The following is a 13,062-nucleotide window of genomic DNA, read 5'->3' as shown; positions in this document are numbered from 1 at the left end:
ACAGGAATAATAATAGTACGATGTGTCAGTTTGGTGTTCTGTGACTCGTCTTTGACCCTACCAATCCGGAGAAATGCTGTGCATATCAGCCCCAATGATACTCATCAGTACCGATATATTACGCTGAGCAATGGCTTACGGACGTTACTCATCCAAAGCCCTGATGTTCAAAAATGCGCCGCGGCGTTAGCGGTCAACGTCGGGCACTTTGACGATCCGATCGAACGCCAAGGTTTGGCTCACTATCTCGAACACATGCTGTTTTTGGGCACAGAAAAATACCCGAAAGTTGGCGATTTTCAAACTTTTATCAGTCAGCATGGCGGTTCGAATAATGCATGGACTGGCACAGAACATACCTGTTTCTTCTTTGATGTTTTGCCGAACGCTTTTGCTAAAGCGCTTGACCGTTTCAGTCAGTTTTTTATCGCACCGCTGTTTAATGCCGAGGCTTTGGATAAAGAGCGTCAAGCCGTCGACTCAGAATACAAACTGAAAATTAAAGATGAGTCACGCCGCCTCTACCAAGTACAAAAAGAAACCATTAATCCGCAGCACCCGTTTAGCAAGTTCTCAGTCGGCAATCAGCACACCTTAGGCGATCGCGAAAACAGCTCTATTCGAGATGAAATTATTGAGTTTTATCGGTCTCATTATTCCGCCAAGTTGATGACGTTGTCCCTGATTGGTTCGCAAAGTTTTGACGAACTCGAAGCATGGGCTGAGCGTTATTTTGCCGCGATCCCAAACCCGCAACGCGATATCAAACCCCTACCTCCTTTTGTTGATCGCGAACATACGGGAATTTTGATTCAGATTGAGCCTCTCAAAGAGATTCGTAAGCTGATCCTCGCTTTTCCTATGCCCAGCACTGAAAGCTACTATCAGAAAAAACCGCTCTCTTATTTTGCTCATTTAATTGGCTATGAGGGTGAAGGCAGCTTGCTGGAAGCGTTGAAAGAGAAAGGTTGGATCACTACTCTTTCTGCTGGCGGAGGGGTAAGTGGCAGTAACTACCGCGAGTTTGCCGTCAGTTGTGTGCTGACTCAGGAAGGATTAGATCATGTTGATGAGATTATTCAAAGTCTATTCCAAACGCTGAATTTGATTGCGACTCAAGGCTTACAAGCGTGGCGTTATCAAGAAAAGCGAGCTGTGCTTGAGTCGGCTTTCCGCTTTCAAGAAACCCAGCGCCCACTGGATATGGTCAGCCATTTGGTGGTCAACATGCAGCATTATGCCCCCGAAGATACGGCTTACGGGGACTATATGATGTCAGGCTACGATGAAGCCTTGTTGCTGCATATTTTAAGTTATCTCACCCCAGAGAACCTGCGTGCCACCTTGATTGCAAAAGGGGGCGAGTACGATAAAAAAGCGCAATGGTACTTTACCCCTTATTCGGTTCGTCCTTTCACTACTGAACAACTGCACAGATTCTGCCAGCCGTTGGATTTACCCATCTCCCTGCCTGAACCCAACCCATTTATCTGTTATGACCTCGACCCGTCAGAGGTCAAGGAGAGCCACACTCTGCCGCAAGTGTTGCAGGACTTACCCGGATTCAAACTTTGGCATCAGCAAGACACCGAATTCAGAGTACCTAAAGGCGTGATTTATATTGCGATCGACAGCCCGCATGCCGTGGCTAACTGTCGTAATATCGTGATGACCCGTTTGTGTGTGGAGATGTTTTTGGATGCGTTAGCCAAAGAAACATACCAAGCCGAAATAGCGGGGATGGGCTACAACCTCTATGCCCACCAAGGTGGCGTGACGCTCACGTTGTCAGGTTTTAGCCAAAAACTACCGCAATTGATGGAAGTGATTTTACGTAAATTTGCGCAGCGCGATTTCCAGCCTAAGCGCTTTGCCACCATCAAGCAGCAAATGACTCGTAATTGGCGCAATGCCGCCCACGATAAACCCATCTCTCAACTGTTTAATGCGATGACCGGGTTATTGCAACCCAATAACCCACCTTATGCCGAGTTATTAGCCGCGATTGATGATGTACAAGTGGAAGAGTTAGCCCATTTTGTCGACACAATTCTGTCACAGTTGCACGTCGAAATGTTTGTCTATGGTGACTGGCCTGCCGCCGAAGCCCACAATATGGCGGAAGTGCTCAAAGACGCGCTACGCGTTCAAGGGCAAACTTATGAAGAGTCGCTTCGCCCATTGGTTATGCTCGGAAAGAGCGGAACGTTTCAACGTGAAGTACAGTGCCAACAAGATGATTCCGCGATTGTGGTGTATTACCAATCTCATGAAGTCAGCCCACGCAGTATTGCGCTTTACTCGCTGGCCAATCATCTGATGTCGGCCACCTTCTTCCACGAAATTCGCACCAAACAGCAACTCGGTTATATGGTTGGTACGGGCAATATGCCATTAAACCGCCATCCGGGTTTAATCTTATACGTTCAATCACCATCGGCTCCGCCAAGTGAATTGATCCGCTCTATTGATGAGTTTTTAAATGCCTTGTACATGGTTCTGCTTGAACTCAATGAATATCAATGGCATAGCAGTAAACGGGGATTGTGGAACCAAATTTCCGCGCCCGACCCGACACTCCGGATTCGAGCCCAGCGTTTATGGGTTGCGATTGGCAATAAAGATCTCAGTTTCGATCAGCGAGAAAAAGTGCTGGAAGAGCTTAAAAATCTCAGCCGTGCTGACATGATACGCTTCGTGGTCAATGAACTGAAACCACGTACGGCACATCGCTTAATTATGCATACTCAAGGCCGAGCCCATCACGATGCCCCTGCCTTACAACTCGGCCAAGAAATTGGCTCAGTGGAAGAGTTTCAACTGCGCCCTAAAGCTTATGATGTGGGTTAGGCCCTTTCGGATTCCACAATGGTTTGCAACGGGTGTGGATGAAGCTTAATACACACCCCTTGCCACTGGAATGCAACGGTTGGGTTCGCCAAACGCTCCCCTTCACCTTGTGGGCTAGACAGTTTCACTTTGATGCCGAGTTCGTTAAGCTGATGCCATTTTTCCGCCAGTGAGGGGTAACCGCCTTTCAACTCCTCACAAAAAGCCTCCGCACTCAGAGCTTGTGAAGGGATCACAAATTCTACATGCTCCCAACTCTGCTCAGGATAGGTTTTCCCTTGCGCAGGATACGGCAGTTCAAGACACTCAATTTGCCAATGACTCACTTGCAGTGGCTGGTTAAAACGAATCACGATGATCGGGCGGCCATGAATCTGCGCACAAGAGATCTCTTCACCATAAGCGAGCCAAGCTTGATGAGCGACTTGCGCCAATTGCGGATCGTTGATTCGCAACGCAATATGGTCTAGCTGATTGGCTCGCAGATCTAAGCCTAAAAGATCAAGCAACTGCTCAATTTTGGCAATGAATGCGTCGAGTTTTTCGAGCAGTTGTTGTGGAGCAAGCCCTGTCGCATAAAGTTGTTGTTGCATCTGTTCGCCTCAAAATGCCAGTTTGGACGCGATACTACCAAGATTGACGGAAAAAGGTGAAAATTTCCTGTGTTTCACCCTAGGTGGTTAGGCTGAATATTGTTATCATGACCGCCAATTAAACCATATTATTGTGATATGCCTCACTTCAAAAATGATGGCATTCCTCCCCTATTTCCTTGAATTGAAGGGTAAACGTGTGAATATCCAAGCACTGATCAATGATCGAGTTTCTCAGGCTATTGAAGCCGCAGGCGCACCAGCAGGCACTCCGGCACTGGTTCGCCAATCAGCAAAAGCACAATTTGGTGACTACCAAGCCAACGGCATTATGGGCGCAGCCAAGCAGTTAGGTACCAATCCTCGAGAATTTGCACAAAAAGTCTTGGATGTTCTCAATCTTGACGGTATCGCGAGCAAAACCGAAATCGCAGGTCCGGGTTTTATCAATATTTTCTTAAGCGAAGAGTTTTTGGCTGCGCAAGCCGAAGCGGCTCTGGCGGATGCACGCCTTGGCGTGGCACAAGAAGCCCCAAAAACCATCGTGGCTGACTACTCAGCGCCTAACGTTGCCAAAGAGATGCACGTAGGCCATCTGCGTTCAACCATCATCGGTGATGCTGTCGTACGCACTCTGGAATTCTTAGGCCATAAAGTGATCCGAGCTAACCACATCGGTGACTGGGGCACTCAGTTCGGTATGTTGATTGCTAACCTTGAGCGCGTGCAAAAAGCATCGGGTGAGGTTTCGATGGAGCTTTCGGATCTTGAAGCTTTCTATCGTGAATCGAAAAAACTGTATGACGAAGATGAGCAGTTTGCAGAAACAGCACGTAACTACGTAGTGAAACTGCAAGGTGGCGACCCATTCTGTCTAGAGATGTGGAAGAAGTTGGTTGACGTGACCATGATTCAAAACCAACGTAACTACGACCGCCTGAATGTCTCCCTCACTCGCGAAAACGTCATGGGCGAAAGCATGTACAACGACATGCTGCCACAAATTGTCAGCGACCTGAAAGCCAAAGGCTTGGCAGTGGAAGATGATGGCGCGCAAGTGGTGTTCTTGGAGGAATTCAAGAATAAAGACGGCGAGCCTATGGGCGTTATCATTCAAAAGCGTGATGGCGGCTTCCTGTACACAACGACGGATATCGCCTGTGCTAAATACCGCTATGAAACACTGGGCGCAGATCGTGTGTTGTACTTCATCGACTCACGTCAACACCAACACTTGATGCAAGCGTGGACTATCGTACGCAAAGCGGGTTATATCCCAGAAAACGTCAGCTTAGAGCACCACGCATTCGGCATGATGCTGGGTAAAGATGGTCGTCCATTCAAGACTCGTGCAGGCGGCACTGTACGTTTGGCGGATTTGCTGGATGAAGCACAAGAGCGTGCCAAGGCTCTGATCGAATCGAAAAACCCAGAGTTATCCGCAGAAGAAAAAACCAACATCGCCAATACGGTTGCAATGGCGGCCGTGAAGTACGCGGATCTTTCTAAACACCGCACTACAGACTATGTGTTCGATTGGGACAACATGCTGGCATTTGAAGGCAATACCGCGCCTTACATGCAGTATGCTTATACTCGTGTTGCTTCTGTTTTTGCGAAAGCGGGCGTGGATATGAATGAGCTAACAGGTCATATCCAAATTACTGAAGATAAAGAGAAAGCCTTGATCGCCAAACTGCTGCAGTTTGAAGAGGCGGTACAATCGGTCGCGCGTGAAGGTCAACCGCACATCATGTGTAGCTACCTGTTTGAACTGGCTGGCATTTTCTCTAGCTTCTACGAAGCTTGCCCAATCTTGGTCGCAGAGCAAGAAAGCATTAAGCAGAGTCGTTTGAAACTCGCTGCACTGACAGCGAAAACCATCAAGCAAGGTCTTGCTCTACTGGGCATTGACACTCTAGAGAGAATGTAATTGAAGTAGAGAAAAGGTTGGCCAATCGCCAACCTTTTCTTTATCACTTATCTGTCTTTATCACTTATCTGGCTTCAACCAGTCTTCAACCAAGAATAAAAAATCGATTTGGAGGCGTATCTGATGGCGCATTTTGAACTGCATCCCCAATTGCAAAAAGACACCGATGTGATCGGCCATTTCCCGCTCTGTGTTGCTCTGTTACATAAAGATTCTGCCGTGCCTTGGGTTATTTTAGTCCCGCAAAGAGCGGATTTACGTGAACTACACCATCTGCCAATGGATGAGCAGCAGCAGTTTTTAGTCGAATCGCAGCTGGTTTGCCAAACTCTGGAAACTCTATTTTCCCCAGACAAACTCAACTTAGGTGCTCTAGGCAATATGGTGCCACAACTGCACATCCATCATATTGCGCGCTTTACCCATGATATGGCATGGCCGGGCCCTGTTTGGGGCAGAACACAAGGCGTGTTTCGTACTCAGCAAGAGCAAGCGGCATTACTGACCCAGTTAAGAGATGTCCTCGCAAAACATGCCCTGTTTACGGCATAGCGTCTGCGTCATCACCGCCAGCTTAGATGAAGCACTGGGCATCAAGCATCGCTGCTAAAAGCAGAGTGGTTTAGGAATGACCATAAAAAAACCGCATTACGCGGCTTTTTTATGAGTCGGTGATACCACAAGCAACTATACCCAAACTACTTGGAGTTGCAGGCAGGCAGCAAGAGAATTCATCCCCATGAGCATAGATACACTATGCGATTGGGATGAACAAACGTTGCCAACACCGCGGCACCTTCAAGTAGGAAGGTTTTACATAGTCACATTCACAGCAAGCGATCCTGCCTGATTCATGACGTAGCGCACTCGCACCACCTCATCCTCAGCGTTGATGTACTGTTGACGCGATAGGACACCTTTTTTAATCCATACCGCGAGCATCGCATCGATGCCATCTTCGCTCAGAGCAAAACGTCGCGCGAGCTCTTGTCTCGTCGCGCCATTTTTCGACTCAATCGCCGCTTTGAGTTCATTTAAAATCACGCGACAGATACCTCTATCATCTTTTGCTTACGCCCTGTCTGTTTAAGTGCCCAGTAGGTAGCGAATCCGATGCCCACAATCACACCAATCCAAATTAAGCTATACATTGGGTGCTCAGCAATATGGGTAGCTTGGTAGTAGAGCACCGCAGAACCGTAAGCCAGCCCCATCGTCCATACCGCAATAAAGCGCGCGTAAGCTGCACCAAATTCGCGCACATAAGCGCCCATCGCGGCTACACAAGGGGTATAAAGCAAAATAAAGATCAGATAAGCAAAAGCCACATGAGCATTGGCAAAATAGGTGTGTAAATTACCAAAGATCGAGCCATCTACTTCTTGCTCTTGCGCAACAGCCTCGGTATCCGTCAAATCCCCGACTTCAATTCCTAGTGGGTCGCTAAAACTGAGCCCAGCAAGATTGTCAGGAATCGTCATTAAGGCTTCTTGCAAACTCGCCAGCAAATCGTATTCCGCCGCCTCTTCTGCATCAGGTGTGGTGGTGTAAAGACTATTTAAGGTCCCCACAACCGCTTCTTTGGCAAAAATACCTGTAATGATGCCAACCGTTGCAGGCCAGTTTTCCTGAGTGATCCCCATCGGTGAAAAAATAGGAGTGACAAATTGAGCTGCTTTAGAAAGCACGGACTTATCACTATTTTCGTTACCAAATGAACCATCGGTACCGACTGAGTTTAAAAAGCTCAAAATCGTCACTACAACAACAATGGTTTTACCGGCTCCCAATACAAAACGCTTCAGCTTCTGCCATGTTTTGATCACCACGTTTTGTAAGGTTGGGATTTCATAGTCCGGCATCTCCATGATTAAGCTCTCGCTGACACCTGGATAGAGGGTCTTTTTCAGTACCAACCCCGTAAATACCGCCGCAACAATCCCTAATAAATAGAGGGCAAACACCACATTTTGGCCACTTTGCGGGAAAAATGCCGCCGCAAACAACGCATAAACCGGTAAACGAGCACCACAAGACATAAACGGAGCCATGGAGGCCGCCAGCTTACGTTCACGCTCTTGATCCAGCGTGCGTGTTGCCATAATAGAAGGTACGTTACACCCGAAGCCAAGGACCAGCGGGACAAACGCTTTACCGGGCAAACCGATTTTCTGCATCACTTTATCCAGAACAAATGCAGCACGAGACATGTAACCGGAGCTTTCTAATACCGCTAAGAATAAATACAGGCAAGCGATGACAGGAATAAAGGTTGCAACGGTTTGGATACCGCCACCAACACCATCAGCGATTAAGGTCACTAACCAAACGGGGAGATGGTCATCCAGTAAATGGTGTCCGCCATCAACCAACAATGCGCCAACACCAATATCAAAGAAATCGATAAAAGCACTGCCGATGTTGATTGAAAACATGAACATCAGGTACATCACAGCAAAAAAGAACGGGATACCAACCCACTTGTTGAGGATAACGCGATCGGCTTTTTCGGTGAATTTATGGCTCAGTTTGCCCTCGGTGCGTCGCACGTGGGTACACAGCTCATGTAAATACGTATAACGTACGTTGGCCACGAGAAGATCAATATCAACCTGACACTCATGTTGACGTTGCTCTACGTTTTGGCGCTCCGCTTCTTTTAATCCGTTAATCACTAAACGATCGTTTTCTAAGGCTCGAATCGCCAGCGCGCGCGCTGAAACCGCTTGCTCAGCAAACATTGGTTCTAGCTCATGAATCAATGACTCAAATTCAGCACCGTAGTGAAGTTCAATCTGCTTTAACGCAATCCCTTGTACCAGCAGTTTATGCAATTTTTCTTTAAAGCGGCGAACTTGCTCTTTATTGTTGGCAGAAAGCGCCAACACAGGGCACCCCAAAAACGCTTCTAGTTGTTTGAGGTCGAGATGAACACGTTCACGCTTAAGCGCATCCATTTTGTTAAGTACGACAATCATTGGACGGCGCAATTCACGCAGTTGCAGCGTCATATATAAGCTGCGCTCAAGGCACGTCGCATCAACCACATTAATGATCACATCCGCAGGATGCGTCAACACCGCACGCGATGCGATCGATTCATCAATACTGTTACTGTCATTACCGCTGTCTAAAGCATAAATTCCGGGCAGATCGGTGAGTGCAAATTCATCGCTTGCATGAACAAAACTACCCGTTTTTTTCTCAACAGTGACCCCCGCCCAGTTACCGACTTGCTGTTTTGCCCCAGTGAGACCATTGAATAAGGTTGTTTTTCCACTATTCGGGTTGCCTACGGTGAGTACTTGATACTTCATTGTGCTCTCTCCACATCAATATTTGCCGCAATATTTTCGCGCAACGCGATCGACACACCGCGTACTTCAACTTGAAGCGGATCACCCATTGGAGCTCGGCGAATTAATACGACTTCGGTATTGGGGAGAACGCCCATCACCATCAGTTTCTTTCTGACCGTATCAGAAAGTCCATCCAATGCGAGGATGATTCCACGCTCGCCTGCTTGCATTTGTGACAATTTCATAGAGGTAACTTTGAAAAGGAAGTGTTAATAAGAAATATTACTATTAATGTTAAACGAACTTACCATACGCAGGGTAAGGTTTTCTTGCGCGAAAACAATGTTTGCTTAGGTAATAGTCAACGTCAATTCTGTCAAAAACTTCTCGTCAAAAACGTCAAAGACCAAGTCAGAAAAGTCTCCTGCATAAAATCAACATGATAGAAAAAACGACAAATTACATTTACATATTTAAAATCAACAACTTAAAAACATGATTAAGCTGCTGTCGTTTTTCTATGTAAAGTTGTCGTTAATTTTATAAGTAAAATAAGTCGATAGGATTATAGTGATTTCGTTGAAAGGACATCCCTCCTAGAGACAAGAATTCCAGAGGTGGTATGACCATGTCATACCACTCCGGCAGCAAGCGAAGGTGTCGTTGACACCCGTGGTATAGTCCCCCCGGCTATACCACGATATTTTTTTCCTACTGTTTTACCTCTATTACTATCACTCACTTCAATAGCATTTGTTTCTTGAGCCTGTTCAGCGACAAGCTTGCGAGCTTCTGTTTACCTAAACAAAATTCATCACACTTGTAGCGCACAGTTATCGACTCCCGAGCTAAGTTCTCACGAGTACCTTTTCTATTTATTAAAACTGAAGAAGCATTGGTTGGCTTCATTTTCCCCAATCACACAAATCCGCCTGTGCTCACGGAGATCAATACCGTTGCTGGCTAACTGCAGAACTAAGCGATTTGAGAACAACAAGATGAAATAGAGGTGGGTTCTATTAGTTTTCTTGATCTTCGATGAATTGGCTTGGTGATAATCCAAAATGATGTTTGAAACGCTGACTGAAATAAGAGGGGTCATTAAATCCGCAATCAAAAGCAACTTGCGCGATTTTCGCCCCACTCAATAAGCTTTGACACGCTTTTTCTAAGCGAACTTCATTTAACGACTCTTTGAAGGTTTTTCCTGTCGCGGCTTTAAAGCGACGCTGTAAACTGCGTTCAGAGACATAAAGCGCCTGCGCTGCAGTAGATGTGGTGAAATTGGGATCGCTATAATGCAGCTCTATCAGTTTCTCGACTTTACTTAGCCACTCTTTCTCCACCTCATCAATGCTAACCTTAGCCCCCAGTTCGCTTTCTTCTTGTTTATGGACGGCCTCTAACTCGGGTAAGGTTGCCAATGGCCAAGCTAACTCAATCACATTACGCTCTTTCAATGCGAGCACATGCAATTCACCACCGCTGCGAATAACTAACTCTTCAAGCGGATAACTACTTCCAGATAAAGTCACCATAGTTTTGTTTATGTTTTGGATTGGCGCGCCAAAATCCGAAAATACGATAACCGCCTGCGCATTTCTCACTTCAAGTTGTATGGTTAATTCTTGGTGCTTATACAGCCGTTTTATCGCATCCGTTAACACTGCATTAAATAGCACATCAAGATTGAATTGTCGGACTTCCACAAAGCGAGGCTCACCGCTGTAAGTCAGTTTAATCAAGGCTTTGCTGTACTCTTCGTGCCAACTCTTCAACGCAGATTCAATCAAAAGATGTAAATCATGATATTTGCTTTCATCTTCATCGCCGCGATGCATAAAATGCAGTTGAGCCAACTCTTGCTTCACTTTGTTGAAAGGTGCTTCGAATTCACTCCATGAACGTACTTTGGCGTAGGACGATAAGTGCCGCAATGAGGCATCAATATTGTCTAACACGTTACCAAGAATTGTATGGTGGAGCTGCAGTTGCTTTCGAAGTTGGTGGTTGTTGCTCAGTACAATTTTACTTTGATGACGTAACTGGCTAGTTTTGAGCTCCACTTGCGCTTTAAGTTTGCGGTTAGCTGCCAATATCATTCGTGTTCGCCACCATAAAGCGAGTGCTAACAAACCAAGCAGGCTAAGGACATATCCGACAAGTGCCATGGAAGTCATATACCAAGGCTCTGAAACTTCAAAATCAAACAGGGCTTCAGTTCGGTATCGCTGCATTGGGTTCGCACTGCGGACTTTCAAACGATATTTACCTGGTAAAAGTTGATCAAAATTGAGCAGCGCCCCATCAAAACGCTGCCACTGTTGTTCATCGTTAAGTTTGTATTCTAAAGACTGACTACGTGAGGATGGTAAAGCACCAAACTGAAAACTGATCGAGTCACCATAAGCAATTTTCACTGGCTCGGACATACGATATCCCAAAAGCTTAGTCGTATGATTTACGCTAACTTGGCTAAACGTCACCTGAATATTAGGCAAATTAGACACCGCTAATTCTTCTGTATTGGTTTTCACCACACCAAATTGCGATCCTATGATCAACGATGAGGTATCTTGCTCCTCACCTACCGTACACGATGCCGGCAAGAATTCATTACTGATCAAACCATAAGGAGCCCCAAAATGTTTCGTAAGCTCTTGATTACGGTAATAGCTGATCCCTTTTGTAGAGATGAGCCACATCCCCTGCTTGGACTCGGCAATACACAAAGGTTGGATATTTTCTTCGATTAACTCGACGGTGACAGCTTCGGGCTGATCTTTACGCCACTGAAAAACCCCATAAGAGCCAACAACCCAAATATGGCCTGCAGTATCTTCAACAACTTGTACTATCTCACCATAACGATGGCTCGCAAAATCAAAGCGGATCTGTTTTTCAAACAGGGAATACGTGCCATGTTCCGTCCCGATCACTATGCCGTCTCGTACTGCGGCAAGCAGAGTAATCTGTGATGGAGAAAAAGCTTTCACCATCCATTCAGAACCATAATCTCGATAGTTTTTTTCAGAGAGTGAGTATGACCAAATTTGGTAATCACTTGTCCCCCATAAGTTACCATCATTATCTAAGCTAAGATGTTGAATAGCCGTTTGTAGCAAAGGGAGCGGTAAATTAGGCGTATCAATACTACGACGACTGAGATTGTAACGAACCAAACCTTTCCCTGTCGCGATCCAAATATGCTCTTGGTCGTCAATCACAAAGTCATTCACTTTACCTGGATAAATGAGATGTTTACGTAACTCACCCGAAAAATTGAAGTTATACAGACCTTGTGCAGTTATCGCCAAATAATCTCCGTCGGAGTTGAGTGGTACCATTTTACCTATCGGTGTTTTACTTCCGTCGTTAGATAACGCTTGCGCCGGATACCGAGTAAACTGCTGACCAAACAGGGAGTAGTAAAAAATCCCCTTGTCAGTTCCTATCCACATCCCACCTTGGAAGTCATTCACCATGGCGTAGATTTTCTTGCCCAGTAAGGCGTAGTCATCTTGATGGTTACTTTCAAGTTGCACGATTTTCCCGGTGATAAAAGAGTAAACAAAGAGCCCATCTTCTGTACCGATCCAGTACTCTTTCTCGGTTTCCGCAATAGAGAGGACATGAGAGGAACCAATTCTATCCAGTGGTGGGCGTTTATCTTCAATATCAATGACTAATGCACCACGTTTAGACCCAACTAACAGCTCTCGACGTTTATGGGAAAAATAGAGTTTTTGGATAAAGTTTTTACCTGATTTTTTAACATGAGAAAAACCTTGTTCGTCAGATAAGTACACCCCGGCATTGGTCGCTAAAGCCCATTTCGAGACTAAAAACTGTGCATCGTTAATCACGACCTTACTGGCACTATTGAGCTGATAAAGTTCGTGTAAAGAAAGCGATTCGACGCGACCACTTCGGATCTCATAACTATAAAAGTTTCCCCCATCGACCATCCAGATCATGCCGTTAGAGGCCCCCATCTGAATAATCTGCGTTCCCGGAGTTAAGCTCAACATCAGCTCTCTTTCTCCCCCGGGATAGGTTCTGAACAGCTCGTGTTGCTCAAAAGCCCAAAATGCACTGTTCGCATAAACGATATGAGTGGACAATTGTGGTAGAACAGAGCCACGTCGAGGCAAAACATTCTGCCCATCAAAGTACATCACTTTACCGTGAACATCATGCACCCAAATACCACCATCACTGCCAAGGTAAAGGTTATGCGCAACGATGACCTTCCCCTGCTCTTGAATCGGCAGGGGATAGAAAATAGATACAGATTTATCTAATGCCAATACCAAAGATGGGATCAGGATATTGAGCAAGCAGCCATACAAAAATATGCGAAACACGAGTTCCCCTGTCAGCGACA

At 46.0% G+C, this 13,062-nt stretch carries 8 protein-coding genes; 3 read left to right on the top strand and 5 right to left on the bottom strand.

What is annotated here, in order from left to right; all coding sequences use genetic code 11:
- Positions 1-78 precede the first annotated feature (78 nt).
- Positions 79-2,850, top strand: a complete 2,772-nt coding sequence (locus tag R4537_RS09580; protein ID WP_071177855.1) for an insulinase family protein — start codon at positions 79-81, stop codon at positions 2,848-2,850.
- Here R4537_RS09580 and R4537_RS09575 read toward each other — a convergent pair.
- Positions 2,847-3,443, bottom strand: a complete 597-nt coding sequence (locus R4537_RS09575; RefSeq protein WP_071177856.1) for a VOC family protein — start codon at positions 3,441-3,443, stop codon at positions 2,847-2,849. The two genes, R4537_RS09580 and R4537_RS09575, sit on opposite strands and share 4 nt — an antisense overlap.
- Before the next feature lie 199 nt (positions 3,444-3,642).
- Between R4537_RS09575 and argS the strand changes: the two genes are divergently transcribed.
- A complete protein-coding gene (gene argS, locus R4537_RS09570) occupies positions 3,643-5,376 on the top strand; it encodes an arginine--tRNA ligase (protein WP_071177857.1) in 1,734 nt (577 codons plus the stop codon).
- Between the two features lie 123 nt (positions 5,377-5,499).
- Positions 5,500-5,928 (top strand): HIT family protein, encoded by a 429-nt coding sequence (locus R4537_RS09565; RefSeq protein ID WP_002044396.1) that lies wholly within the window; start codon positions 5,500-5,502, stop codon positions 5,926-5,928.
- A 261-nt stretch (positions 5,929-6,189) separates the two neighbouring features.
- Here the strand turns inward: R4537_RS09565 and R4537_RS09560 are convergent, their stop codons facing one another.
- The 4 genes from R4537_RS09560 to R4537_RS09545 form a co-directional block, all read right to left on the bottom strand.
- Complete coding sequence (locus R4537_RS09560; protein WP_000602537.1) at positions 6,190-6,420, bottom strand: FeoC-like transcriptional regulator; 231 nt, start codon at positions 6,418-6,420, stop codon at positions 6,190-6,192.
- Complete coding sequence (gene feoB, locus R4537_RS09555; protein WP_071177858.1) at positions 6,417-8,693, bottom strand: Fe(2+) transporter permease subunit FeoB; 2,277 nt, start codon at positions 8,691-8,693, stop codon at positions 6,417-6,419. The genes R4537_RS09560 and feoB overlap by 4 nt, the downstream gene beginning before the upstream one ends.
- Positions 8,690-8,920, bottom strand: coding sequence for a FeoA family protein (locus R4537_RS09550; protein WP_000777870.1), 231 nt, complete (start codon positions 8,918-8,920; stop codon positions 8,690-8,692). Before R4537_RS09550 ends, feoB begins: the two co-directional genes overlap by 4 nt.
- Positions 8,921-9,694: 774 nt before the next feature.
- The gene (locus tag R4537_RS09545) at positions 9,695-13,042 is read right to left on the bottom strand and encodes an AraC family transcriptional regulator (protein WP_071177859.1); all 3,348 of its coding nucleotides are present in this window, start codon (positions 13,040-13,042) and stop codon (positions 9,695-9,697) included.
- Positions 13,043-13,062: the final 20 nt, after the last annotated feature.

This window comes from Vibrio paracholerae, from assembly GCF_037672085.1.
In the GTDB taxonomy this organism is placed as follows: domain Bacteria; phylum Pseudomonadota; class Gammaproteobacteria; order Enterobacterales; family Vibrionaceae; genus Vibrio; species Vibrio cholerae.
This window is presented reverse-complemented; position numbering and strand designations above follow the sequence as displayed.

Excerpts from the sequence above, each read along its gene's own strand:
- R4537_RS09550 (WP_000777870.1), bottom strand. The coding sequence starts at position 8,920 with ATGAAATTGTCACAAATGCAAGCAGGCGAGCGTGGAATCATCCTCGCA.
- R4537_RS09565 (WP_002044396.1), top strand. The coding sequence starts at position 5,500 with ATGGCGCATTTTGAACTGCATCCCCAATTGCAAAAAGACACCGATGTG.
- R4537_RS09575 (WP_071177856.1), bottom strand. The coding sequence starts at position 3,443 with ATGCAACAACAACTTTATGCGACAGGGCTTGCTCCACAACAACTGCTC.
- feoB (WP_071177858.1), bottom strand. The coding sequence starts at position 8,693 with ATGAAGTATCAAGTACTCACCGTAGGCAACCCGAATAGTGGAAAAACA.